We start from the raw sequence: 24,954 nt of genomic DNA, 5'->3' as shown, positions 1-24,954 counted from the left end.
TAAATATATTTGCTAAATTTATTAAAAATTTAACCTTATGTTGATTTTTATAGGGGTAAATAGTGAAACAAGTGATGATTTTATAACTTAAAAACAAAATATAAAGATGGATAATATTCAAGACGAATTTCAGGTCTTAAAAGATGAATTGAAAAAATTGAACATCGATGTTCAAAAAATTGTAAAAGTAGGTAATGGTAGTATGGATTTCCATGAAGTGTTTTACAAATCTCCAAGATATGAAGATGTAAAGACAGTTTATGTGCAGAGACATACGATGGATAACTTGATTTCTAGATTTAAAGAATGTTACAGTTAAAATATTAAATGCGCCTTAGAAAATTTTCTGAGGCGCATTTTTTTATATTTAAACTATCAGTTATCAACTATTACTCAAAATCTATATCCCAGCGAAAAACCGCTTCTAAATCCTGCCCAAGGGCCATCTACTTTAATACGGGCTCCGTTTGCATTAGTTTCTACCGTGTAATCTACAAAAGGAACATCCAGATTTTGAATTTCTTTTTTCAGCTGTACTTGCATTTCAGGAGTGAGAATTACATCACTTGTCAGCGTAAAGTCTCCTTTTCCGGAACCGTAGTGTGCACCGGCAATCCAGAAATCTAAGACAAAGCTGTGTTGTGTATTCAGAAAAAACTGTGCACCTATCATCAACCCGCCACTGTTACCATTTGCATCACCTAAACCTTTTAGCGGAACAGGATATGTGGTTCCAAAAGCATTGTAATCGAAAGTAAAATCAAAAGTATTGGTAGAGACTTTTGAATATCGGTAATAAGGTGCAAAATAAAACCCTTTGCCATAGCCTTCGCCAATGTAAAATCTAGGCTCAATGGTAAAATTGGTTGCTTTGATTTTAATATTTTGAAATTTTTTCTCATCTTCTTCATCCAGAAAAGCATTCATAAAAGGAACTTTCCCTTCCGGCACGGTTCCGAAGCCTACATTCACCGCAAACCAGCGGTTAATAGACCTCTCGTATGATACATTAATATTTCGGAAAGCATAACCAGTAACATTAGTTTTAATAATATTCATTTTATTTTCCGGAAGCGAAGTTTCGTTATTCATTATTCCCTGAGCTGTTGCTTCTGAAATAATGAAGTAGGGGATAATAAGAAGTAGTTTTTTCATGGCTTTACAATTTTAATTAAAATAAGAGAAAAGCATTTGTGTAAGTTCACGAATGAAAGAACAAAAGTTGATGAAAACGTTAAATCAAAAACCGTTCTAAAATCTTAGAACGGTTGCAAGTTTTATAAAAATAATTTTACTTCTTTATGAATTTAGTAGTTTCTTTTGTCGTTTTTGAGTCTGAAACTTCAATAAAATAAGAACTTGGAGGTAATTCTGAAATTTCAATTTTTTCTGATTTTAAATCTGCAGTTTTAATTAATTTTCCATCTAAACTATAGATTTTAACTTTAGAATCTTTTGACACATTCCCTTTTAATTGAATAAAATCTTGTGCTGGATTAGGGTAAATACTTAGTTTTTCTTTTAATTTTAAATCTGATACTGCAAGAAAAGTTTCATTTAAAGCTTGTGCAGCATTCGTGTTTTGTGGAGTTCCCTGAACGGTAATCACAGCATTTGTAGTACTTAATAAAGGTGCTTTGTGTAAATTGTCATAATAAGCGTAGGTTGTATTAAGAATCGTTCCTACCTGAACAGTAAATATAGTGAGGTTGAAACTCTGTATCGATTTTATCCTTAAAACATTGGGATAGGTTTTAGTTCCGATGAGAAGAGTTCCGGAAGCATCCGCAGATATATTAATGGTCCCTGAAAAATTTCCTGAAGCTCCTGTTGTTGCACTAAATGTTCCGGCAGCGGTATCGCTTTCAGAATAACCAAAAGCTGCAGGATAACTTATAAATGTTCCATTATTGGTAGAAAAATTGAGTGTAGCATCAGGAGTTACCAATCCTGTGATTTCAAGTTTTGTGGCGGTCTGTTTGTAGTAAACGGTACTTCCGCTACCTGTCATCTTAATAGTAGACCCTGGAAAAGTAGAAATATCTGTTGAACTAGGTGCAGAATAAGTGGCTGAAGATGCAGAACCAGCTGTTAAACTTGTATTGGTAAAGGTTGTATTACTACCCGTTGCAGAGTTATCAACAGTTCCGTTGATGTTGACATTGTTGACGGTTTCACCAATAATAGGGTCATTAAATGCTTTAGTAATCGTAGTTTGAGCAGATAAAAAGGCTGTTGAAGAAATTAAAATAAGGAGAGTTTTTTTCATTTTTAACTTTTTCTAAAGATAAATAATTTGTGAAATATTGGTCATAATTATTTGATTTTGAATAAAAAAATCCACTCAAGTAAACTCAAGTGGACTTTTAATGTGCGTTAAACCGATGTTTTTAGTTACTTAAAATCAATTGACGATAAGCGTAAATATCTTCTATAGTTACTACGGTCATATTTCTTTTTTCTGCAAAATCTACAATTTCCGGAAGTCTTGCCATGCTTCCATCTTCGTTGGTCAGCTCACAAAGAACGGCATCATCACCAAGATTTGCCATTTTTACCAAATCTACACTTCCTTCTGTATGACCTCTTCTTTCGAAAACTCCATTTTTTCTGGCAATTAAAGGGAAAACATGCCCCGGACTTGCAATATGTTCCGCCAAAGCATTTTTAGCAATTGCTGTTCTTATGGTTGTCACCCGGTCTTTTGCTGAAACTCCAGATTCCACGCCTTCCTTCGCTTCTATAGAAATGGTAAATGCTGTTTGATTTTTTGAGTTGTTGGTTTCCACCATCGGGCGAAGATTAAGGTGTTTACTTTTCTCTTCCGAGATGCACAGACAAACGATTCCGCTGCATTCGCGAATTAAAAGTGCCATGTCTTTTTCTGTAATGGTGGAGGCAGGGAAGATGATATCGCCTTCGTTTTCGCGGTTTTCATCATCTACTAAAAGGATGCCTTTTCCTTGTTGTAATTTTAGAAGTGCATTTTCTACACGTTCTCTCGAAGTAGCTCCGAACTTTTCTAATAATTTTTCCATGTTATTTTAATTTTAAGTTAAAATACACTTCGGTACATGGAAATGAAATACAACACAACAAGTCTATCAAAATAGTCTTATTGATTGTTTCATTTTCTTCTCCCATCCAGACTGTAACTGTCGGTTTTGGAATTTCACCAAATCAGTCCTTTCGTAAAAAAGGAGTCGCGGACTGTAACCGCCGGTAGGGAATTGCACCCTGCCCCGAAGAAAACTTATGCTAAGTTTTACTGTATGTTTGTTTTAATTGTTCTTTAATTCATTAATTTTTTGTTTAACGCACAGACCGTAAATTTCGGGAAGTTTTTTGAGATAGGGAAGAGGTTTGATTAAAAGTGTTAATTCTTGAAAAATTAATTTTAAAACACAGATTGTATGGCTTCTTTCAATACTTCAATATTGATGTCGTCGAGTTTTTTGAATTTTATACAGTAGCTTGTCACGCTTGCTTTACCAATTTTCTCTCCAAATGTTGAGGTTAAATATTTTTTATCTTCAATCCCCATAATATAGATAGAAATTCCAGTAGTATTGGCGCTCATCCCAATCTGATAAAAATCTCGGGTTTTTCCATCTGCATATTTCATGATATGAAGTCCGTACCCGATATTAGGATTAGAAACTGTTTTGTTTTCCTCGTTTTTACCGTCTAAAAACCATAGTTTACAACCAGGGATAAGCTCCAAAATAATCTGATGAAGATTTTCCAAATCACTGCGTTTTGGTTCTTTGTGGCTGTTGATATACTCTTTAATTTGTTCTTGGAGGGTCATTGTAAAAACGAAAATTTAAATTTATTTTACTAGTCAAAACTATATGAATACCCGATTTCATTAAGGTCGGTCTCTAGTTGTTCCCAGTCTTCAAGTTCTTCAACGATTGATAAAACCATATTTTTTGTTAGAGTTTGACCCGAGTAAATTTTTTCTACGGTTTCTAAAGGAATTCCGGATTCTTTATACCTATCTTCAAAATATTCTGTTGCCCAATCGATATAAGTCTGAGGATTTCCATCAAAGATATTAAGCATTTCTTCAGAATTATCTTCGAAGTTTTCAAGCTGTCCTGTCTGCCAGTTTTTTTGTTCGGTAGTCCACAGACAAAAAGTTGTTCCAATAGAATTAACAGGTTCACCAAAAATAAATTCATTAAAAATAGAAGGTAAATTGGTAGTTAGTTTTTGCTTGTCTTGCTGCTTATATTCGTGAGCGAAACCATTGATAACGCAATGATTTTGTGGGAATAATACAAGCATTTGGTCTCCGGAACCATCACGCATTTCAAAAAACTCTTCATGATCTGACCATTTATTGTTGTAAGAATAGTAACGGTATTCCCATTCTTGAGAGAGTATAGCATCTAAAACAGAAATAGCTTTACAGATAGACTTTAATTTTTTGGCATCGGGTAGAAGCTTGTAGTCTTTGGTAGAAATCATCTATTTATTTCAGGAAATTTATGGTTATTGTGAAATTCTAATTTACAAATTAATTTTAATCTTACTTATTTTGATATCTACTAATATATTTTATTTTCAAAAAAAGAGTAATACAAGAAGCTAAAACAAAGGGAAATGTAAGCTGAGTAAAATTAAATTTCAACATGAATAAGCTTATGACAAGTGACAATAATATAGCTGTAAAAGCCCAAATGAAATCTTTAATCTCTTTGCCTGCAAAAACTATTGCGCATAAAACAGCGTTAAAACTAAATAATCCAAAACTTATGTCTGCAACGGGAGCAGAAATACTGAATGTAATAATAGCAGATAATACAGCTCCTACAAATCCGTATAGGGCAGAAATAGGTGAACTAATAAAAACTGCGATAAAAAATATTATTCCAGAAATTAAACTATCTTGAAAAATAACCTGTCCGAAACCTTTAAAGCCAACTGTGAAATAATCAATTGGTGAAGAAATAGCTGTTGAAGACTCTGATAATAAACCTGTGCCGTAATTGTTTGTGAAAAATAGTATTAGCCAAGTTATCAGAACAAAAGGAAGTGTGAATACGGGTATTTTACGTTTTATGAAAAAATGCTGTATCACCGTTGCCAACGCAGCCCCAATGATTAAAATTATCCAACTTATGAATAAAGGTTTTAAAAATAATAGGGTAGCCACACCAACCAAAGCAGCACTAAAACCATACAGCCCTTTTTTGATTTCTGTCTGGTCATATTTCATCAAAATGGCAGTGGCAGTTCCACATATTGTTGCTAAAAGTGCCGCAACGCCCATCGTCCATGAGCCATAAAAAATACCAATTAAAAACAAAAAGCCAGTGAGTGAATTTTCCTGAAGCATTATTTGCCCGATACCTTTTAATAGTATATTTACTAACGAAATAATCGTTTTGCTAAATTTGTTTTTATTTAAATTTTGATAATAATTCATCTTTTTCGTCTGGTATATCATAAGCGTCAGCTTCGGTTAAATGTCCGTCTTGGCTGCTTATTCGGGTTAATTGTTTACCTTGTCTGAAAACAAGTTGAAGTCCGTGTCCCTGTTCGCAATCACATTCACAAGCAATTTGTATATAGATATCATGGTCTCTTCTATCTCTTCTTGAGATATAAATTTCTGTAGGTTCAATGAAGTTCCAAATTTCGTTAGGGTCTTTGATTTGTCTCAACGGTTCATCCGCTTCGTCAAAGTCTACAGCCTCCAGAAAATCGGTGCAGTTTTTATAAACAAGGTCAGAAATTGAATTTCTATCTTCATTTTTAAGTTTGAAAAAATGAGTTAATGCTTGGTCTGCTTCATCAAGAAAAGTTTTGTCAGCTTCAGGTTCGAAATCCATCAGTGTAATTTCCAACTTTTGGTTATCAAAGAACGGGATTTTAATTTCAGTGCTTTTTCACCAATCTGAAAAGCTGTCGTCCTGTGTCAATTGGCCTATTATTTTTGAAGTAATTTCTTTGCTCATTTTCGTCAACGGGTTTATTATTTTATTCTGCAAGAACATTCATGATGCTCACTGATGTATAGAATTGATTCTTTACAAAGCTCCTGTAAAATTTGAAGGTCAATATCGGAAAGTTTTTTTACATAAATACAAGCTTTACTCATTTTAAATTTCCCCAGATTGGGCAATAATAATTTGCTTTTTTCGGTATCAGAATAGACATACAACGAAAATGCAGCTTTTCTTGGTGAAAATCCTAAAACCGGTGCATCACCTTCGTGCCCGCTTGCATATTTATAATGGTAATTGCCAAATCCTATAATCGATGGACCCCACATTTTAGGCTCAGCACCAGACCATTCGCTCATCAATTTTATCAGTTCAAAACTGTCGGCCTTCTTTTGGTCTTGTTCTACATAAGAATTGATAAAATCTGTAACGTCGACTTTTGTTTCGTTGGTTTTATTTGCTTTAGCCATGATTATTAAATTTGAGAATAGTATTTGTCAATTTAGATGGTGTTACTTGTGTCAACTTTAAGGTTTCGCAGTTATTAAAAGTGGCAAAACTTTTTACCAATTCCAGAAAAGGTTTTAGCCATAATTCAAGATTTATTGTTGTGTTTTCAACGTGTAAATGAATCAGTTCAAATTCTTTTTCCTTTCGATGCGCTTTACAATCAACTCGTCCGATAAAAGTATCGCCAAATAAAATGGGTAAACAAAAATATCCAAATATTCTTTTTTCTTTGGGCGTGTAACACTCAATTTTATAATCAAAATCAAAAAAAAGTTTTATTCGGTCTCGATGAATGATTGAATTGTCAAAAGGAGATAAAAGCTGAATGCTTGAAGTTGCGTTGTCTAAAGATTTTTCAAGTAAATCATTTTTTATAAATATTGGAGGTGAATTTTCAATGTTTATTCTTTGTATCGTACCTTCCTGAAGCATTGACTTTAATATTTCTTCAACATTTTTTCTTATTAATCCTCCTGTTTTAAGATGTGTAATTTGTTTTATGGTGGTAAATCCATAGGCTTGTAGATATGTTTTCACTAGATATTCGGCAAATTCCATGTCAGTTGGTATTGATGTATCAATATTTTGAGGCAAAACATTTTCAGTAATATCATATGTTTTTTGCATTCCATTGCGATTCGAAATCATCAAATCTCCTTGTAGAAAAAGTCTTTCAAGTGCAATTTTTGTGGGTTTCCAACTCCACCAGCTGCCGGCTTTTTTTGTTTCTTTTTCAAAATCTCTAGATTTTTTAGGGCCTTCTGTACGGATGGTATCCAAAACATACTGCATAACTTTTGGGTCTGCGTTGTAATAATGGGTTGTACTTTGTTTGATGTCGAGCATTTGAGGCAAGGCAAACCTAAAATCTTTCATAGGAAGATAAGAAGCAGCGTGAAACCAATATTCAAATATTTTTCGTTCTTGTACCAACTCATTCAAATATACAGGTTGATAGTCTGGAATTCTAGTCCAAAGAGTATGATGATGAGCTCTTTCAACAATTGATAGAGTGTCTATTTGTAAATATCCGAGTTGTTCTAATGCGGTAAGTACAGCATTTTTTCCTGTTCCGAAAGGATTAGGTTTTGTTAATCCTTGGCTTTCTAATGTTAAATGTCGTAGCTGCGATAAGGTTAATTCTCTTTTCATTAAGGTATTCAAAAATTGAGAGGTAAGTGTCTATTTATCATGAAATTAAAAGTGAAAAATATTAAAAAAGAATAAATTACGGATAATCATATATTCTTTACATTCAAATTAATTTCATTGTGAAAAATAGAAATAATAATACTGCAAAAATTAAGATGATATAACTTTTTAGTTTTTTTGCAATATCCATTGGATTGTCTGAATTTTTATATTTTTTTGTTTGCCACCTTATATAGAAAATTAAAAATATTATTATTGCTAATAGTCCCCAAAAATATTCTTTATCTGTAATTTGGCTCATGTCTCATACGAAGTTAATGATGTTGCTGATTAGCACTCTGTGATTGTTAAAACTGTTTTTGTTTGCTCATTGATTAATTCTTACTTAGCAAAAATTGAGTTGTTTAATAGTTATACTCTTTATGCTTAGTTATATTTCCTTTCATAATAATCAACCCAGTCTTTTATTCTTCCAACAAACATTTTAAGATAGTTTTCGGTGAAAAAAATATTAGACCAATCAAACCTTTGTGCTTGTACACCGAGATAAAAGATAAAAATCGCTGCGCCAGCTTCAGGAATTAATTTAAGCTCGCATTCGGATAAAGACCTTGTTTTTTGGTAACCATTTAGGAAACTTTGTGCTTTTAGCTCATATTCATCTTTATCAGACTCAATGAAAAATAGTTGTTTGCAAAAATAACCTACATCTAAAATAAATAACCCATTTCCGCAATTATCAAAGTCAAAAATAGTAATCTCATTGTCATTGTTTACACTCAAATTATCATACCAGATATCAAGATGCACAATTCCATTTTGAATTTCTGATAAATTACGGTCTTCAAGTTTTTTGGATATTTTCGCGCTTATTTCTTTTAAAAATCTCATTTCATCTAAATCTTCAGAAAAAAATGATTTTATAAGGTTATAGGATGTATATAAAAGTGTTTCAGAATTATAATTTACCCTTTTGATTTTTTTATTCTCCGTAATGTTGTGAATTTTAGCCATTAATGAGCCAATAGAAAAGCACGTTTCACTTGACATAAAACGCATTTTTTTGCCTTCAGCGAATGAAAAAAGTACAACATATCGAATGCCTTCAGGAGCATTGATTTCTTGAATAAGATTTCCCTCTTTATCTGAGATTGGAAATGAAACTGAAAGAGAATTTTCTTTAAGTAAATTTAATAGTTCTAATTCTTGCTCAATTTCAATTTTGGTTCTCCATTGATGACAGTACACTCTCACAACAAATTTTTCGTCGTTGTTTGAAATGAAATAAGTGTGATTGACGCCAGTTCTAAATAACTGACAATTAAAATCATTGCTTAGGAGGTATTTTTCCTTTATAAAATTACATAATTCGATTTCTGATACTACAGAAGCTGTTACAGGAAAAGTGGTCATTGAGGGATTTTTTTATTATTGTCGCTAAGACTTTGTGGTTTTTCGAAAATTCAAAACCAAAGTTCCTATTCTCTCAAAAACCGCTTTCAGCAAGAAGCTGTAGCTTTTTTCAACGGAACTAAGTTAAACAAAATTGTGGAATTGAAAATATGGGCTAATAAATTATCAGGAAAGTATAATCAAAACCAATTTAAATTTCGCCGATTTGTAATTTTAAATCCAAAACTTAAAGAATTCTTTTAATTAAAAAACCGCTCAGAAATTGAACGGTTTATTAGTTACGTAAGTTAAAGAAAAACAGATGCTGTTGATATTTAATTCGTATTAATTATGCTTTATAAAAAAAGAGGTCAATGCATTGTATAATATTTCGGGTTCTTCTGCTGGTACGTTGTGCGATGCGTTTTTGATGTAGACCAATTCTTTATCCTTTTTAGGAACATTTTTGAGTGCTTTATAAATCATTCTGCCAGATTCTATCCCAATAGCATAGTCCAAATCTCCCTGAAGCACTAAAGTTGGTGTTTTAATCACCGCAAGTTCATCCAAGATATTAAGATTGTTGTAGGCTTCCTGACCATGAAATACTTCATTGATGTACTCAAATCTTGCCATAGATTGTTCTATCAGTTCAGGCGTATATTTATTTCGGGTATAGAAATCGGGGTCTTTCAAAAGCTTTTCAACTTTCCCTTTCTTGTTAGGTTGCGCCCAATACACATCAAATCCTAATTCTTTTGGAAATACATATCTTATCGTATTCATATCATTAAAGAAACTCTTGAATCCACTTTTTTCTATAACGTCTAATTCTTTTAAGATTTCATTATACCGTTTTATTTTAACTGGGTCATTGGTTTTTTTGATGAGTTGATTGGCTAGTTGCTTTTCATGTTTTATTAATGCAAGACTATTGTGTCGGATGTTGGCAGTCCCAGAATTACTGATGAATGCATTGATTTTTTCCTGATGTTTTATCAAATACAAAAAACCATACATGCCGCCCCAAGAAGAGCCCAGAATATTTATTTTTTTGTTGGGATATTTAGTTCTGATATAATCTACTACAAGGTCTAAATCTTTTACAAATTGGTCTGTGGTCAACATCGATTTATCTTTCCATTCGTCTGATTTTCCGCTTCCTCTTTGGTCAAAATAAACCATTAAATAATCTTTTTCGAAGACGTCTCTATAAAATTCGTGATCGACATTAAATGCACCTGGTCCGCCGTGAAGCGTTATAATAATAGGTTTGTCAGGATTCCCAACCACTCTTGTGTAGAGGTTTGATTTTTCTATCGGGATAAAAAACTCTGTGTCTACGGGATCATTTTTTTGTGAAAAAATCGAGATTGATAAAAATAAGAAAAGGATAAAGTTTAGTTTTTTCATTGAGGGATAATTGATTTTAATTAATTGTAAAATTTATAAAATAGGTTGTTTGTAATTATTGATGAGTGTTTTAAATTATTTCTTAGTAGATAAAATTTGATTGATTTTAAGAAGCATTTCTTTAGCATTGGTATTTTTAGGGTTTAATTCAATACATTTTTCATAATCTTTCTTCGCTGATGTATATTGTTTATGGTTAAAATAATATTCGGCCCTGCTGTCATATACATTGAGCGACATTGGGAATTCTTTTACATTAAGATTGAAAACATAGAAAGCAATTTCGCGTTGATTCTCTGCATAAAACTGATATCCTAAATTATTCAGAGCATTTTCAAAGTTAAAAGCTGGATATTCTAGTTTTAATTGCCCGTATAAGACCAAAGCTTTGGTAAAATCATTATTGCTAAAAGCATCATATAATTTTGTCTCTACAGTTTTAAGTTTGTCCATAGGAATGATTAGCTTTTTTTGGTCTTTTAAAATTGTTATCCCCGTCAACTCATTGTTTTTATTGATGTCAAAACGGATGAGATTCGGATAGTTGTCAATCATAAACGTTTGGTCACCAATGTAATAGGTTTTGTTTTTTTCAATTCCTATATCTTGCTTTAGAACCTGTGAATTGATGTATAATGCATTGTTTTCCTGAAAAATTGTATTCATCCCGATTCCGTTATAGCCAAAAAGAAATTCGGTATAGACACCGCTAACAGCCTTCGCTAAATTTTCTGGTACTTTTTGTACTTTATTTTTATCTTTTGGAAGATTCCAGTCGAGAGTGCTGAACACTTTGTTTTTGACGTAGCTCATCAAAGGATACCTGTTGGGTTTGTCTCCGTTTGCCAAAATGATAATGCCGCTGCCATTATTCATATTCGCTAAGACATCTCCGCCCACGCCCGTATTTGCCCCATCGTGGAAAAACCATTCCTGATTTCCAAAGCCTATGCTACGCTGCCATCCATATCCCCAGCCTCTGGGACCCATAAGTGTCACAATATCCGTAACTTTTCTGGCAACGTTGGTAGAAATAACTTTGTTTCCCTTTCCCATTAAAGCTTTTTGCATTTCTATAGCTATAGCAGCAAGGTCGGAAGGGGTAGACCATAGGCCTGATGGCGCTACCTGTGGCGTGATGGGGATTCCCGTTTTTATTATTTCTCCATTATCATTGTGTGCTTTGGCAATATTAGTCAGAAATCCTTTTTCATTGGGTTGGATCATCGTTGAGTTCTTAAGTTGCAAAGGGTCGAGCAGGTATTCTTTTACAATTGCTGACATCGGCTTATGTAAATGATCTTCCAGGGCAAGCTGTACAATCACATAACCGCCACCACTATACTCCCAGTTGGTACCCGGCTTAAAAAGAAATTTAATAGGTTCTTTGGTTCTTGGCAACAATATTCCATTCAAACTTTGCACAATAGTAGGTATAGAATCACCCTCATAATAGTCGTGAAATCCACCTTGTGATGTTCCCGCAGTATGTGACAAAAGATGTTTCCAGGTCACTTCGGTATTTTTTGTGAAATCACTTTTTGGCAACTCCCATCTTTTAATATATTTTGAGATAGGATCGTCTAAGTTAATTAGCCCTTTCTCTTCCAGAATGGCACATACAATTGCTGTAATGGGCTTGGATATTGAAGCTGTAGAAAATGCTGTATTCACATCGATTTTCTCAGCTGAAACAGCCTCTTTTACTCCCCATTGATTTGTCCAGATTACTTTATAATCTTCAAAAACAGCAACGCTTAGCCCATTAAGCTTTTTTTGCTTCATTAGTTTTTCTGCGGTAATTTTCAGGCTATCAAACGTTGAATCAATCTGTTTTTTATATTGTTTTTTGTTTTGCCCATATCCCGTCAGAGAAAGGCATAGTAGTAGAAATACTATAATTTTTGGATTATAAATAGTTTCTGTACAAGTAGTTTTCATTTTTTTTAGTTTTTTATATAGTGGCTGACTCGCAATTTTTAATGCTTGTTGTCATTTTCTTGCGTTATTAGTTGTTGAATGCTTTATTGCTGGAAAAATTACCGTCAATGCTGCAATTTCATTGGTTATCACATTTTAACCACTTAATAAGTGTATCCATGCCGACTACATTATTTTCAGCCAATAATTCTGTAGCTTTTTGAAGCTGACCGTTTTGTAGTTGAAGGATAATGTTTTCGTGTTGATTGCTAGATTTTTCGACTGTTTTTTGCATTGCCATATAAGCGTACTCATAGCGTTGAGACTGGCGATGCAATGTTTTTATCATTTTTAATAACCTTTGATTGGGGCAGTTTGAAATCATGAGAATGTGCCATTGTTCATCTAATTCTACCACTTCTCTAGGCGATTTAGAATTGATGATTTTCACATTAATCTGAGTAAGTTCCTCCAACACTTTTTTTGTAGGAATACCCGATAACTCCAAAGCAAAAGATTCTAATTTTGCTCTCAAAGGATAAATTTCATAAATATCATCTTCCGAAAATTGGGCTAATCGATATCCTTTTCTAGGTTCAGAAATTACAATTCCTTCCCATTCTAGTTGCTGAAGTGCATCTCTGAGTGGCGTTCGGCTGATGTTTAGCAATTCTGTTAGTTGTATTTCGCGCATCGGTTCGTTGGGCATTATTTTGCCATCAATGATAAGTTGCCACAATGCTTTTATGATTTGACTTTTTAAAGATTCTTGTGTGATCATATTTTAATTGCATATTGTATACAATATGCAAACATAGCGATTTTTGATGGAGTATGATTATATCTGTAAATGTTTTTGTTTTAAATTAAAAACCGCTCTGGGAACTGAACGGTTTTATACTGTCTGTATGAGCAATGCGATTGCAAAAGAGTGAGAGCATTTCCAAAACTTCCAAACATTGATATTAAACTTGTTTAAACTTTTTATTTAACCACAAAAGGCACAAAAGATTTAGATATTTCTATTAAAGCTTATATTTAAAATGAAAAAAGAACACATAAGCTTTCAAAAATCTTTGATTTTTATTCTTTTGAGAGCTTTGAATATCTAATCATGTACATTTCAAATATCTTTTGCCTCTCTTTTGCGGTTAAACGAAAATTAGTTTAAACAACTTTATTGTAATATTCATTTGTTCTATATAGTTTTCCTTATTCTTCCCTCATTTTCTGAATATACTTTCTAGAGTTTTCGGCTTCAGTTGTATTAATTTGAAATTTGAGCGCTTTTCCTAATTTATTTTGTTCGTTGGTAAATATCTTTACCATAATTAGCAATGCCTTCCAATTGTTTTCAATATTTGAATCTGAATATGTTTTTAAAATATTTTCATAAAGTGGTTCGGGTATTAATTTCTTGGCAAACTTTCCTGATTTTCCAAGTGAAATTTGGAACTCGTGTTCGTTGCCTATATTCCATTCGATAAGTTGCCAAAACATAGGTCTTACCACATTTTCCAACATATCTTTTGCGTAGATTATCTCTTCTCTTTTTAGTCCTTTTGCAACATTGGTAATCGTCCACCAAAACTCATTGCAAACTTCCGTAAATTCCCGTTGACTAGGTTTTTTGATATGATAATCTTTATCAGATGGCTTTGATGGCTTCTCAAACCGATGGTCTTTATCTAGCCAAACAAACGTTAAACTGTCGGTTTTAAAATGAGATTCAAATTTATCTGAAGGAAATAATGTAAGGTCAATTCTATAATCTTCCTCAAAAATCATTAAAAACGCAAAAGAAAAATTGTCTTGATTGACATCTTTTCCTAATTCCATTTCATCCGGAAGTTGTTGTAAAATAGGTTTTCCTAACTTTTTAATCCAACTTCTGTCATTTAAAAATGAATTGAAATCATTAACGATAAAAACAATATCAATATCTTGATATTGGTCAGGACAAACGTTGGGATTTGCTCTTGAACCGTTTAAGATGACCGCTCTAATTCTTTCATCATTTTCGGCAAGTTGTAGAATTTTCTTTTTTGGTTTTTCTGTTTGCATCGTTGGTTTGAGAATTAGGGCGAAGGTTTTGGCAATGCCATGCTAGCAGCGGTGGTTTATTGATTTCAAAGATTTCCACTCGTGTTCAATGTTTTCCATTAAAATAGCGTTGTCAAATTTTATGCTTCCTTCTGGAAATATGTCTTTGTCTTCAAAAAAACTTGATTTTACGTTTTCTACTTCAAGAGGTTTTACTTCCCATTTGTAAGTTTCTAATTGTAGCCCGTCAAAATCTTTTCCGTTTGGTGAATATCCTATCGAGCCTTTTTCAAAGAACTCCGAAACATTGTCTAGTGTTTGGAAAATAGAATTTTCGTTTAGTTTGTCGGACAGTTTTGCATCAATTTCGATAGTTGTATTGTCCGAACTTGTAAAGTCTAAATGAAAATGATTGTTTTGTTCTAAGACATTGAATTTTGCTAAATAATGTTTTCCAGGAAATATTTTTCCTCCAACAATTGCATTCAGTTTTAATGATGTATCTCTTCTCGGAATAAAAACGCCTTCTTTAGTTTCTCCGTTTTCGTCCCATTCAACAGCAATTCTGTGAGCTCCATTTTCAGAATTTACTCCGAGAAAATTTGGCAAGCCTTTAGGTTTAATATTTTTAAGTCTGATTAAGCAAATTCCAACGATGGCTTTGTTATTATAAAGTTTTGGTCGAAAAGGTTTTGGTAAAATCTTAGCTACGAACTCGGGCTCTGCAACATAGTTTATGAGCATTCGTCTTTCAATAATTCCGTGTATTGTTGGTATTTTCATTTTGTTTCGAGAGTTCTGTTAGCATTGCTGCTCACGTTTCGGGTATTGCTGAAGTGCGGGAATTTTTGTAGCGCTGCTCAATAGAAATCCTCAGTTCAAATATAAACAAAAAGCTGAATAGAATTACTTTTGCCCTGCTTTTGGCAATACTTTGTTAGCGTAAGTTGTTGTTTTTTTGTATTTCGAGATTTATTCCAACTAAAATAATTGATATAATTATTGGAGCTAATATAAAATATAGTTCAAAGAAATTTTCATTAAAATTCTTAAAACTGTCAAATATATTTGTCCAAGATTGCAATCCGTTTGTAAAAGTGAAGAAGCTGAAGTATCCAATTATACTTAAAGATAATAAAGCAATTTTTAATTTTACTTTCTCATACACATTTGATACTAATTGTATGGATAATCCAACGAATCCACAAATTCCAAAAAGTATTAATATTATCATAATTAAATCATCTAATGTTGGATTTTTCAATAAGTCAGAAGATAGAGTAAATAGAAAAATTAAACTAATTCCAAATAAATATAATGCAGGCATTATTCCAAATAATGTCAATGTCTTAATTATTATTTTTTTTATGTTTGAGGTCATTTTGGAAACGATTGTTGCTAACAACCAAATTTCAGCATTTTGCCAATATCTTGTTAGGGTTCTGGTAATCTAATTGTTTATTTAGACTATTTTTCAAAAGTCCATTACAGTATCTAATCCTCGTTTTAGGCCTGTGAATGTTCTTGCTTTTTCTATGGCAAGTAAAGCTCCTTTTACATAGGGCTCTGCACCTGCTCCGGAATCGTGGCGGATAATAAGCTTTTCATCTTTAAGCCCGAAAATGGTTTCGATAGAAATCACGTGCCCCGGAAGTCTTATAGAATGTACTTGTACGCCATCTAAGTTTGCGCCACGACTTTCTTTCTGACCAACCAGCTCTTCGCTGGAAACGTGTACCGTTGGCTTTTGGATTTGCGAAAGCCTGTAAGCTAGTTCTCTTGCAGTACCGCTCGGGCTGTCAATCTTATCTTCGTGAGTGTAGTCAATAATTTCAAAATTGGGAATATACTTAGCTGCCATTTCTGAGAATTTCTGAAGTAAAACAACCGTCATGGCAAAGTTCCCTACTGCCAGTACTGAAGTATTATTTTCGAGGGCTATTTTCTCTATTTCCTCATAGTCTTTGTTGGTCAATCCCGAAGTGCCAACTACTACACTTCTGCCTTTTTGAATCGTTGCAATAATATTCTTCTTTCCAATTTCAGGACGTGTATAATCCACTAAAACATCAAAGTCTGTTTCTGATAATGCCGTTTCAATATCTCCGAAAATTGGAATATCAGACTTTCCAAGATCTAGTACGTCTGCTAAGTTCTTCCCTTTATGTGTTCTTGATAATGCTCCTACCAGTTGCATATCTTTGTTATTGAAGACTCCTTTGCTCAATTCTGAACCTGCCCAGCCAGTGGCTCCAGCTATAAATACTTTTATCATACTTTTATTTGTTTTGATATATGCGGAATTTTCTGTCGTCTGTTTTTGTGAGTGTTTGGACGCTAAGGTTTTGACGCTTGATGATTTTTTTTGCTTTAATATTGAATCGTAGCACTTTAGTTTCGCATTTTGCCAATACAATGTTAGCAGAAGTTTTTATTGATATGAATACTCTTTACTTTCCTCTAATTCCTTTTGTATCTGCTTTTCCCATTCAATTTGTTTATCTGCAATTCTTCCATAATTAGTTTCGTTATTATACTGCAATCTTCTATTTGAAAAATCAGTTGCAGATTTTTGATTTAATTCATCCAATATCTCGAATCCTTTAAGAATCTGCTTTCTCTTATTTTTTAGTTCTTTTCTAAAATTTCTTGCATAAATTTCACTAATATCAAAAACTGTTTGCTGATATTTAAGTGATATTTCTACATCTTTTGTTGTATTAATCCATGATGCAGATTTAATGAAGTAATTTCTTACTTTTTTATTAAAATTCTTTGTTAGAAAGTCAAATCCTTTGATATTTGAATCGATAGAAAATTGTCCATAAGATAGTTGTTCATTCTCTTTTGTAGTTTTAATTCCAAAATCATCAATGGTTAATTTTTTGCTTGGATTCCATAAAACTAAATTATCATCAATGGTTTGAGAATGGAAGAGGCTAAATGTTAAAAAGAATAATATTATATATCTAAAATTCATTTATTGACTGTTTTTGTGTGAAATTTCCGCATTACGCCAATATACAATTGCGCTATGCTGTTTTTATTGTAGTGACCTGTTTGTTAATGATTAAATTGAAATCTAAATATACTACTTCCTTGGAGGAAATCATAATTTAAAACAAAGAAAACCGCTCTGGGAATTGAGCGGTTTTGAATTTTTGTGGGTACAAGCGAGATGCTTGTACGAGCGTGGGCTAAAATTTTTCGTCAGCTCCTTTTTTTTCTGAATTGTATTCAACTAATGTTGCAAATGCTTTTTTTAATCTATCAACTAAAGCTTGGTCAGCTGTAAAATTGAAAGGGGCAGAGTAGTCATTATAATTAGGTCCGCTAATGGATAAAAAATCTTTTTCAGTGCCATACTCTTTTCCTTCCAATACGGTATTGACTAATTTTTTCCCAGTTATATAAAAATCTTTTGAATATTCATTATTCATTCCTTTAACTGTGTTTAAATCGATTGTTGTAAAATACCATTCATTCATTTTAGCTTCTTTTTTGTAGACAAAAATGCCATTACTGTAAGAAACAAAGTGTCTGAAATCACCTAATGTCCCCGCTAAATTTTCTTTCATTTTTCCTCCAATCCAATCTATGGTTTCCTGTTTGGTGGGTTTAGCTGCTGCTTTTTCAGTCGAAGGTTTTGTAGATTTTACAGTTGATTTTTTCTGAGCGTTTAGATTCATACTTGCAATTGTTACTAATAGTACAACTGCAAATTTTAATTGCTTGGTCATAGTTTTTGTTTTTTTATTTGATTTTCTGTTGATTATTTAGTTTTAAATTGGCAGAAAATAGAGTTTTAAAGATAATAAAAAGTCACGGATTGTAAATCTGCTAGATTAAGATTGTTTTGCATTTTTATAGCTACAAGCGAGACACTGCACCAGTCTAGAGGAAAAGTAACGGATTACAAATCTGCGACATGGGGTAGAATATTACTCTACATTGTTATAATATAAAATTGCATCGTGCCAATGTGAAACTACATCGTGAAAATGTAAACTTACATCGCAAGAATGTGAAGTTACAACGTACGAATGTGAACTTACAATGGAAGAATGTGAAAATACATCGAAAGAATGTAAACTTACATTGCAAGAATGTGAACTTACAACGGAAGAATGTGAAACTACATCGTAAAAATGTGAACTTACATCACAAGAATGTTGTTTTACAACGGAAGAATGTTACTCTGCATTGCGATAATATAAAATTGCATCGTAGCAATATGAAAATTATTTTTATGAATGTCCGTAATTAATAATAACTTAATTTTTAACAGTTTGTTTGTCATTCCGCAGGAAACCTAACGTAGTGGTTCGACGAAGTTAATCTAAACTGAGTTATTTTCAGTGTGTTGAGATTACTCAGTAATGACAAAACGACTGCTGATTTTAGCGTTATGCTTAAAGACGGACATTCACAATTATTTTTATCAAATTAAATTTCTTTATTAATCAGATGGCCTCTGGATTTTAAATATTCATCAATTTCTATTTCAAATGGAAGTTCAAAACCATGGTCTAAATCAAATATTCCGGCGGAATTGTCTGATGACTCTAAAAATCCAATCATTTTTGAGCGGGTATTTTCTTTAGCAGTTTTCCAGCAGTTTTTAATGAAATCAATTTCCAATCCGTTTTGATTTTCCCAATAATTAGCAAAATCTAAATGATTTTCATGATTGAGATAGGCTGAATAATCGATATTATTTTTATTCAAAACCGTTTTACACAACTCTTGAACATCAAAATAGGAGTAGTCTTCCAAAGAATGGTCTTTCAAATGCAATTCTGCAATTTGAGTGGTTTTATCTGGAGCGTAATATTCATAATTGGGCAAAGCAAATAGAAAAGCCAAAGGATTGGCAGCGTAATAATACAAACTGATTACTTCTATCTTTCTATCATCTTCTCTGAATTGATATTGCGAACTCAAAACATTCATTAAAAAATCGGTCACTACCTTTTCTCTCGGAAGCAGGAAAGTAGTAATAAAGGCCTCATCAATTTTCGTTTCTATATAACCCATAATGTATTGTTGACTGTAAAATTAATAAAAAACCGCTCTGGAAATGGGAACGGTTTAGAATATTTTGATAGCGTAGATTTTTTTTTGCATTAAAGGTCACGGATTGGAAATCTGCGATAGCGGGTTATGTTACAATTGTAGAGCTTTAAATAAACCTCTATGTATTACAATATTTTCGTTTCTATTAAATGTCATATTTGAATGTAAATATTTAAAAAAGTGAATGTCTTGTTTATACATATGCTGATTCCCAATAACACTGAAATTAAATAATGTGTCTAAAACAAAATCTATATTTTGTTCTTTAATTGTTCCTGCAGTTAGGTATTTGTTATACTCAATTGTAAACTCTTGTATGCTAAAATTCCATTTTCTAATATTGGAGAAAATTTGGAAGTATGTTTCTATTTCTGGTAAAATAGGATATATTTCATCAATAATTTCCTCTTTTAAGTAATTAGAAAATGCCCTGTCAACAAATTTAATGTTACTTTCTCTAATGTAATCAAATTTTTTATTATGAGTTTCCTCGCAGCAGGTCTGAATATATTGAATAAAGTCTCTAGGTCTTAGATGAGTGTTTCGTGCTATAAAATCAAATGAATGTATTTTCTTTTGTTGTTTATTACCAAATCCAATTTGCTCTCTGAAAAATATTTTGTCCCAAGCTTGTTGAAAACTAATCGGGGGATTTTTATCATTAAAATCCTTTGAAATCCTAAATGCTAATAAATTTTTTAGCTTACTTTCATTCCATTCTATTTCTATTTTAAAATCTCTCCATTTATTTTTGTCGGAATCTTTAATAAGAGTGTATATATCGTCTCTTAAAAAAACAATAGGTTTTATATTTGGATTTTTTTCTAAAAATATTGATTTAATGTCTTGTACTGCTTTGAATAAACTTGTTAATAAAAAAATATAACTTTCTGGAGTTTCATTGTCCTGTATATTTCGATAATCTTCATCTAATTCATCAAAGACTATAAAATAATATGAGTGATCACAATACTCTAAAATTACATCTTCAAGAATATTAGTTTTTTCAATCCAATTATTTTCATTTTTAAGATTTTCTTTTCCAACTTTTAAGGAGCCTCCATTACCAAAAACCGTAGCTCCAAATTCAAATGATGTCCATTTACTAATTGTACGAGATAAATTACTAGTTGTACTTTGAGGATATAATTTTTCCAATTCTGATCTGATGCCGAAATGAATTGAATCATTTTTAATCATTAATTTACAAATATGAGAATATATTAAATACTTCCACAATGTTATATATTGATTTGGTGCTGTATATTTATGATTATCTAATCCATATAATTCATTAAATGGAAAATTCTTAAAACTTAATTTTACTGAATACGTATTTGGATTATCTAACTTTACAATATGTTCACATATGGCAGACTTACCTGAACCTTTTCTGCCAATTACATAACATTTGTCTTTATTAATAATTTTATTAACTTCATCATAATTAAAAAAGTATTTTTGATTATTTTCTAATTTAGCTTCAAGTTTCCAATTTTCAGAAATACTCTCTAGTGTTTTATTCATTTTGCGATTAGTTTTTGTGTAATGTTGTCCTAAAAACCAAATTTATGCATTGCGTCAATACATAATTGCGCTAGTGTTGTTTTTTAGCTATCTATTTGGCAATCGTTAAATATAAAATATAAATATACTATTTCCTTACGGAAAACCATAAAACAAAAAACCGCTCAGAAAAATCTCTGAACGGTTTTGATTTTATATTGTCTCGGCGACACGCCGCGTTACATCATTTCTGGCATTCCAAATCGCATTGGCATTGCTGGTTCTGCGCTTTTTCACTTCTGTGATTACACATTCTACTGTTGATAACATTCCAGAAACTGAAGCTACTTTTCAAGGATAAACTTTTGATTTAAATACATCTTCATTCGTTTATTTAGCGGAAAGTGCTTCTTGGCTAATATCCGCAACCTGAATGCTTTTTATCGCTGTTTTGGTTGAGGTGGCTGTACTTCCACCCATGATGTATAATTTATTGTTATATATTTCCGCAGCTGCGTGTCGTCTGGGAATCATGTTGGATGATAATTGATGTAATTTATTGGTTTCTGTATCAAAATAGGCCAGAAAATTTTGATTATTATAACCGCCTGCAATAAAAATCTTATGACCCGATACCGCTAATGAATGACCGGATATCGCAGCAGGCATCGTGTATTGCTCTGTCCATCTATTTTTGTTGAGGTCATACACATTCACCAAGCGGGATGAAGTACCGTTAAAACCACCAATGACATAAAGCTTATCATTCACAATTTTGCCCCTTGCTTCTCTGGCGGTGGGCATATCCGGTAATGAATGCCATGTGTCTGAAGCAATGTCATAGTATTGAAACCTGTCAGAAAATACAGTGGTGGCGGCATTGTTTAGCCCACTTCCTCCGAACGTATAAATTTTTCCGTTATGGATGGCAGAACCTGCATTTCCTGTGTAGGTACGGTTAACCGCTCCCTTTGTTTTTTTATGAGTTTCAAGGTCTATAATTTCAAGATGGCTGTTTCCCCAACCGTTAAAAATATAAATTTTATTATCGTAAGTCTCCGAATTGGCGAATCTTTTAGGAAGCAAAGTAGAATTGATGATACTCCAACGGTTATCTTTAATACTGTATTTTTCAATGATAGTGGCATTACCATCTGTATCTTTATACCCATTGCTCACATAGATATTGTCATCTATAATGGTACTGCTTATCGCTCCTCTTCGCATAGACATATCCGAAAGATGTTTAAAATTCAGGGTTTGTGCATTGGCTAAACATAAACCGAAAAGTGAAAGGAGTACTAATTTTGTTTTCAATGACGTTGAGGTTTGGGTTTAATTGATTTCTGTGGAGAAAAATATGTTTTAAATATAGGGAAAAGTGATGGATTGGAAATAGGAGATATCGAATTCATTTTGGAATGGAAAAACCGCTCGGATGGGAGCGGTTTTTATGTTTGTGGTTACAAGCGAGACGCTCGCACCAGCCTTTAGATTTTAATTCGGATTGAACTGAAGATTGAATCTCTTTAAATAATCCTCTATGGGTTCCAGTCCCATTTCTTTTCTTCTTTCGTTCACCGTTTCAGGATTTTCTAATTTATAAAATTTACCATTTTTTATTTGTGAACCATATATTTGAGGTTTTCCTTCGTCCATTAACATCCTATCTTTCATCAAGGCATATTCCTGTTTAGGTATATCTCCATTTTTTACCGCTTTCTCTATTAGTGGAAAATATTTTTTTCTGATTTTTTTCTCACTATGTTGTAGTACTAACCAGATTGCATCCATTTGTTTTTGATCCACCTCCTTTAATGTTGGCATACCACACTTTTCAATTATGCTAACCACTAATTCTTGATTCCTATGATCTTCTTTAGCGAGTTTGATGAAGTCATTTGATCTTCTTAACCTTTGGTCACTTTCTAAAACTTCGCTCAAGATTTGACGTTTTTTGCTGCAATCGACTTCAATAATATCTACTGAACCTACATAGACAAATTTATCTCTATTCATATAAAGGAATATTGATATGATTAAAACAAGAGCGGCTAATATGCTGAATACTATTTTTTTTATTTTCATTTCTATATTTTGGTTTATATTACAAATAACTTGCTTATACCCGCTATATCATAGCGCATATCCACCTCAAATTATGTAGATTGACGAAGATTTTTTTACTTTATTTCAAAGATATTAAATCATCAAAAACATTTTTTTCTTTACAATCTAATTTCAAAAAAAAACCGTTCCGCCAAAAGCAGAACGGTTTATATATTAAATTACCTCGGTCGCTGACCGCGCCGTGTTACATCATTCCTGGCATTCCACCGCCCATTGGCATAGCAGGTTCTGCGCTTTTCACTTCAGTGATTACACATTCAGTTGTCAATAGCATTCCAGAAACAGAAGCTGCATTTTCAAGGGCAACTCTTGTTACTTTCGTAGGGTCGATGATCCCTGCTTCAAGCATGTGTACATACTCGTCAGTTTTAGCGTTGTAACCGAAATCTCCAGTTCCTTCCGCAACTTTAGCAACGATTACAGAACCTTCACCACCTGCGTTAGCAACGATTTGTCTTAATGGCTCTTCGATGGCTCTTTTTACGATTTTAATACCTGTAGTTTCGTCAGCATTAATACCTTGAAGAGTTTCTAAAGCTGAGATTGCTCTTACAAAAGCAACACCACCACCAGCAACGATACCTTCTTCAACTGCTGCTCTTGTAGCGTGAAGTGCATCGTCAACTCTGTCTTTTTTCTCTTTCATTTCAACTTCAGAAGCTGCACCAACGTAAAGAACTGCAACACCACCTGCTAATTTAGCTAGTCTTTCTTGCAATTTCTCTCTGTCGTAGTCTGAAGTAGTCGTTTCCATCTGAGCTTTGATTTGAGCAACTCTTCCTTTGATTTTAGCTTCGTCACCACCACCGTTTACAACTGTTGTGTTGTCTTTGTCGATAGATACTTTCTCAGCAGTTCCCAACATATCTAGAGATACGTTTTCCATTGTGAAACCTTGCTCTTCAGAGATTACGGTACCACCTGTTAAGATTGCGATATCTTCTAACATTGCTTTTCTTCTGTCTCCAAATCCTGGAGCTTTTACAGCAGCAATTTTAAGAGAACCTCTTAATTTGTTTACCACTAAAGTTGCCAAAGCTTCACCTTCAACTTCTTCAGAGATAATTAATAAAGATTTTCCACTTTGAGCGATAGGCTCCAAAACTGGAAGCAATTCTTTCATTGAAGAGATTTTCTTCTCTACTAAAAGAATATAAGGGTTTTCAAGGTCAACTAACATTTTTTCAGGGTTAGTCACGAAATACGGAGACTGGTATCCTCTGTCAAACTGCATACCTTCTACAACATCTACTGTTGTATCGATACCTTTAGCTTCTTCTACCGTGATTACCCCTTCTTTACCTACTTTTCCGAAAGCTTCAGCGATCAAAGATCCGATTGTTTCGTCGTTGTTTGCAGAAACAGAAGCGACTTGCTTCACCATTTCTGTAGAATCTCCAACCGTTTTAGATTGTTCTTTAAGGTTTGCTACAACAGCAGTTACTGCTTTGTCGATCCCTCTTTTAAGATCCATTGGGTTAGCACCAGCAGCTACATTCTTAAGACCTTCTCTTACGATAGCTTGTGCCAAAACAGTAGCGGTAGTCGTACCGTCTCCTGCAATATCATTAGTTTTAGAAGCGACTTCTTTTACCATCTGCGCTCCCATATTTTCTACTCTGTCTTCAAGTTCGATTTCTTTTGCAACAGAAACACCGTCTTTAGTAACGTGAGGTGCACCGAAAGATTTTTCGATTACTACGTTTCTACCTTTTGGTCCTAGAGTTACTTTTACTGCATTAGCCAATGCATCAACTCCTCTTTTTAAAGCGTCTCTTGATTCAATATCGAATTTTATTTCTTTTGCCATAATATTTGCTTTTGGCGAATTGCTTTTGGCTTTTGGCTTTTAGCG

General features: G+C 33.0%; 25 protein-coding genes and 1 riboswitch. Of the genes, 1 reads left to right on the top strand and 24 read right to left on the bottom strand.

The features are described 5' to 3' along the window. Positions 1 to 106 precede the first annotated feature (106 nt). Positions 107 to 319, top strand: a complete 213-nt coding sequence (locus LO744_RS17385) for a hypothetical protein (RefSeq protein ID WP_230671628.1) — start codon at positions 107 to 109, stop codon at positions 317 to 319. Between the two features lie 74 nt (positions 320 to 393). Here the strand turns inward: LO744_RS17385 and LO744_RS17380 are convergent, their stop codons facing one another. The 24 genes from LO744_RS17380 to groL form a co-directional block, all read right to left on the bottom strand. After that, positions 394 to 1,155, bottom strand: coding sequence for a DUF3575 domain-containing protein (locus LO744_RS17380; RefSeq protein WP_230671626.1), 762 nt, complete (start codon positions 1,153 to 1,155; stop codon positions 394 to 396). Positions 1,156 to 1,291: 136 nt separating this feature from the next. Next, on the bottom strand, positions 1,292 to 2,269 hold the full coding sequence (locus LO744_RS17375; RefSeq protein ID WP_230671624.1) for a T9SS type A sorting domain-containing protein: 978 nt from the start codon (positions 2,267 to 2,269) through the stop codon (positions 1,292 to 1,294). 121 nt (positions 2,270 to 2,390) lie between these two features. Beyond that, complete coding sequence (gene ribB, locus LO744_RS17370; protein WP_230671622.1) at positions 2,391 to 3,038, bottom strand: 3,4-dihydroxy-2-butanone-4-phosphate synthase; 648 nt, start codon at positions 3,036 to 3,038, stop codon at positions 2,391 to 2,393. A 90-nt stretch (positions 3,039 to 3,128) separates the two neighbouring features. Then, a riboswitch (FMN riboswitch) is annotated at positions 3,129 to 3,254 on the bottom strand. Between the two features lie 143 nt (positions 3,255 to 3,397). After that, the gene (locus LO744_RS17365) at positions 3,398 to 3,811 is read right to left on the bottom strand and encodes a DUF1801 domain-containing protein (RefSeq protein ID WP_230671620.1); all 414 of its coding nucleotides are present in this window, start codon (positions 3,809 to 3,811) and stop codon (positions 3,398 to 3,400) included. 29 nt (positions 3,812 to 3,840) lie between these two features. Continuing rightward, a complete protein-coding gene (locus tag LO744_RS17360; RefSeq protein WP_230671617.1) occupies positions 3,841 to 4,476 on the bottom strand; it encodes a hypothetical protein in 636 nt (211 codons plus the stop codon). Positions 4,477 to 4,537: 61 nt separating this feature from the next. After that, complete coding sequence (locus LO744_RS17355; RefSeq protein WP_230671615.1) at positions 4,538 to 5,437, bottom strand: urea transporter; 900 nt, start codon at positions 5,435 to 5,437, stop codon at positions 4,538 to 4,540. Beyond that, positions 5,412 to 5,888: a DUF6985 domain-containing protein gene (locus tag LO744_RS17350; RefSeq protein ID WP_394799528.1), complete on the bottom strand. Its 477-nt coding sequence runs from the start codon at positions 5,886 to 5,888 to the stop codon at positions 5,412 to 5,414. Before LO744_RS17350 ends, LO744_RS17355 begins: the two co-directional genes overlap by 26 nt. A 98-nt stretch (positions 5,889 to 5,986) precedes the next feature. Beyond that, positions 5,987 to 6,427, bottom strand: coding sequence for a DUF1801 domain-containing protein (locus LO744_RS17345; protein WP_230671611.1), 441 nt, complete (start codon positions 6,425 to 6,427; stop codon positions 5,987 to 5,989). Continuing rightward, on the bottom strand, positions 6,420 to 7,619 hold the full coding sequence (locus LO744_RS17340) for a winged helix-turn-helix domain-containing protein (protein ID WP_230671609.1): 1,200 nt from the start codon (positions 7,617 to 7,619) through the stop codon (positions 6,420 to 6,422). Before LO744_RS17340 ends, LO744_RS17345 begins: the two co-directional genes overlap by 8 nt. A 426-nt stretch (positions 7,620 to 8,045) precedes the next feature. Beyond that, complete coding sequence (locus LO744_RS17335; RefSeq protein WP_230671607.1) at positions 8,046 to 9,032, bottom strand: phosphotransferase; 987 nt, start codon at positions 9,030 to 9,032, stop codon at positions 8,046 to 8,048. Between the two features lie 324 nt (positions 9,033 to 9,356). After that, a complete protein-coding gene (locus LO744_RS17330; protein ID WP_230671605.1) occupies positions 9,357 to 10,424 on the bottom strand; it encodes an alpha/beta fold hydrolase in 1,068 nt (355 codons plus the stop codon). A gap of 75 nt (positions 10,425 to 10,499) precedes the next feature. Further along, positions 10,500 to 12,365 carry a serine hydrolase gene (locus LO744_RS17325; RefSeq protein ID WP_230671603.1) on the bottom strand — a complete coding sequence of 622 codons (1,866 nt, stop codon included), beginning with the start codon at positions 12,363 to 12,365 and terminating at the stop codon, positions 10,500 to 10,502. Between the two features lie 118 nt (positions 12,366 to 12,483). Then, entirely contained in the window at positions 12,484 to 13,125 is a 642-nt protein-coding gene (locus LO744_RS17320) for a GntR family transcriptional regulator (protein ID WP_230671601.1), read from the bottom strand. A 431-nt stretch (positions 13,126 to 13,556) separates the two neighbouring features. Beyond that, positions 13,557 to 14,408: an aminoglycoside 6-adenylyltransferase gene (locus LO744_RS17315; protein ID WP_230671599.1), complete on the bottom strand. Its 852-nt coding sequence runs from the start codon at positions 14,406 to 14,408 to the stop codon at positions 13,557 to 13,559. Positions 14,409 to 14,450: 42 nt separating this feature from the next. Then, positions 14,451 to 15,170 carry a DUF2071 domain-containing protein gene (locus LO744_RS17310; protein ID WP_230671597.1) on the bottom strand — a complete coding sequence of 240 codons (720 nt, stop codon included), beginning with the start codon at positions 15,168 to 15,170 and terminating at the stop codon, positions 14,451 to 14,453. 154 nt (positions 15,171 to 15,324) lie between these two features. Further along, positions 15,325 to 15,768: a hypothetical protein gene (locus LO744_RS17305; protein ID WP_230671595.1), complete on the bottom strand. Its 444-nt coding sequence runs from the start codon at positions 15,766 to 15,768 to the stop codon at positions 15,325 to 15,327. Between the two features lie 93 nt (positions 15,769 to 15,861). Beyond that, complete coding sequence (dapB, locus tag LO744_RS17300; RefSeq protein WP_230671594.1) at positions 15,862 to 16,662, bottom strand: 4-hydroxy-tetrahydrodipicolinate reductase; 801 nt, start codon at positions 16,660 to 16,662, stop codon at positions 15,862 to 15,864. A gap of 156 nt (positions 16,663 to 16,818) precedes the next feature. Continuing rightward, entirely contained in the window at positions 16,819 to 17,367 is a 549-nt protein-coding gene (locus LO744_RS17295) for a hypothetical protein (protein ID WP_230671592.1), read from the bottom strand. Between the two features lie 217 nt (positions 17,368 to 17,584). Beyond that, entirely contained in the window at positions 17,585 to 18,127 is a 543-nt protein-coding gene (locus LO744_RS17290) for a hypothetical protein (RefSeq protein ID WP_230671590.1), read from the bottom strand. A gap of 706 nt (positions 18,128 to 18,833) precedes the next feature. Then, positions 18,834 to 19,424: a hypothetical protein gene (locus tag LO744_RS17285; protein WP_230671588.1), complete on the bottom strand. Its 591-nt coding sequence runs from the start codon at positions 19,422 to 19,424 to the stop codon at positions 18,834 to 18,836. A 129-nt stretch (positions 19,425 to 19,553) separates the two neighbouring features. After that, positions 19,554 to 20,990 carry a P-loop ATPase, Sll1717 family gene (locus LO744_RS17280; RefSeq protein ID WP_230671587.1) on the bottom strand — a complete coding sequence of 479 codons (1,437 nt, stop codon included), beginning with the start codon at positions 20,988 to 20,990 and terminating at the stop codon, positions 19,554 to 19,556. A 369-nt stretch (positions 20,991 to 21,359) separates the two neighbouring features. Beyond that, the gene (locus LO744_RS17275) at positions 21,360 to 22,286 is read right to left on the bottom strand and encodes a Kelch repeat-containing protein (RefSeq protein WP_230671585.1); all 927 of its coding nucleotides are present in this window, start codon (positions 22,284 to 22,286) and stop codon (positions 21,360 to 21,362) included. 180 nt (positions 22,287 to 22,466) lie between these two features. After that, a complete protein-coding gene (locus LO744_RS17270) occupies positions 22,467 to 23,057 on the bottom strand; it encodes a DUF6624 domain-containing protein (RefSeq protein ID WP_230671583.1) in 591 nt (196 codons plus the stop codon). Positions 23,058 to 23,283: 226 nt separating this feature from the next. Next, complete coding sequence (gene groL, locus LO744_RS17265; RefSeq protein ID WP_230671581.1) at positions 23,284 to 24,909, bottom strand: chaperonin GroEL; 1,626 nt, start codon at positions 24,907 to 24,909, stop codon at positions 23,284 to 23,286. Positions 24,910 to 24,954: the final 45 nt, after the last annotated feature.

Source organism: Chryseobacterium turcicum, assembly GCF_021010565.1.
In the GTDB taxonomy this organism is placed as follows: Bacteria; Bacteroidota; Bacteroidia; order Flavobacteriales; family Weeksellaceae; genus Chryseobacterium; species Chryseobacterium turcicum.
This window is presented reverse-complemented; position numbering and strand designations above follow the sequence as displayed.

Coding starts and splice junctions, on each gene's coding strand:
- LO744_RS17385 (WP_230671628.1), top strand. CDS start 107: ATGGATAATATTCAAGACGAATTTCAGGTCTTAAAAGATGAATTGAAA.
- LO744_RS17380 (WP_230671626.1), bottom strand. CDS start 1,155: ATGAAAAAACTACTTCTTATTATCCCCTACTTCATTATTTCAGAAGCA.
- LO744_RS17375 (WP_230671624.1), bottom strand. CDS start 2,269: ATGAAAAAAACTCTCCTTATTTTAATTTCTTCAACAGCCTTTTTATCT.
- ribB (WP_230671622.1), bottom strand. CDS start 3,038: ATGGAAAAATTATTAGAAAAGTTCGGAGCTACTTCGAGAGAACGTGTA.
- LO744_RS17365 (WP_230671620.1), bottom strand. CDS start 3,811: ATGACCCTCCAAGAACAAATTAAAGAGTATATCAACAGCCACAAAGAA.
- LO744_RS17360 (WP_230671617.1), bottom strand. CDS start 4,476: ATGATTTCTACCAAAGACTACAAGCTTCTACCCGATGCCAAAAAATTA.
- LO744_RS17355 (WP_230671615.1), bottom strand. CDS start 5,437: ATGAATTATTATCAAAATTTAAATAAAAACAAATTTAGCAAAACGATT.
- LO744_RS17345 (WP_230671611.1), bottom strand. CDS start 6,427: ATGGCTAAAGCAAATAAAACCAACGAAACAAAAGTCGACGTTACAGAT.
- LO744_RS17340 (WP_230671609.1), bottom strand. CDS start 7,619: ATGAAAAGAGAATTAACCTTATCGCAGCTACGACATTTAACATTAGAA.
- LO744_RS17335 (WP_230671607.1), bottom strand. CDS start 9,032: ATGACCACTTTTCCTGTAACAGCTTCTGTAGTATCAGAAATCGAATTA.
- LO744_RS17330 (WP_230671605.1), bottom strand. CDS start 10,424: ATGAAAAAACTAAACTTTATCCTTTTCTTATTTTTATCAATCTCGATT.
- LO744_RS17325 (WP_230671603.1), bottom strand. CDS start 12,365: ATGAAAACTACTTGTACAGAAACTATTTATAATCCAAAAATTATAGTA.
- LO744_RS17320 (WP_230671601.1), bottom strand. CDS start 13,125: ATGATCACACAAGAATCTTTAAAAAGTCAAATCATAAAAGCATTGTGG.
- LO744_RS17315 (WP_230671599.1), bottom strand. CDS start 14,408: ATGCAAACAGAAAAACCAAAAAAGAAAATTCTACAACTTGCCGAAAAT.
- LO744_RS17310 (WP_230671597.1), bottom strand. CDS start 15,170: ATGAAAATACCAACAATACACGGAATTATTGAAAGACGAATGCTCATA.
- LO744_RS17305 (WP_230671595.1), bottom strand. CDS start 15,768: ATGACCTCAAACATAAAAAAAATAATAATTAAGACATTGACATTATTT.
- dapB (WP_230671594.1), bottom strand. CDS start 16,662: ATGATAAAAGTATTTATAGCTGGAGCCACTGGCTGGGCAGGTTCAGAA.
- LO744_RS17295 (WP_230671592.1), bottom strand. CDS start 17,367: ATGAATTTTAGATATATAATATTATTCTTTTTAACATTTAGCCTCTTC.
- LO744_RS17290 (WP_230671590.1), bottom strand. CDS start 18,127: ATGACCAAGCAATTAAAATTTGCAGTTGTACTATTAGTAACAATTGCA.
- LO744_RS17285 (WP_230671588.1), bottom strand. CDS start 19,424: ATGGGTTATATAGAAACGAAAATTGATGAGGCCTTTATTACTACTTTC.
- LO744_RS17280 (WP_230671587.1), bottom strand. CDS start 20,990: ATGAATAAAACACTAGAGAGTATTTCTGAAAATTGGAAACTTGAAGCT.
- LO744_RS17270 (WP_230671583.1), bottom strand. CDS start 23,057: ATGAAAATAAAAAAAATAGTATTCAGCATATTAGCCGCTCTTGTTTTA.
- groL (WP_230671581.1), bottom strand. CDS start 24,909: ATGGCAAAAGAAATAAAATTCGATATTGAATCAAGAGACGCTTTAAAA.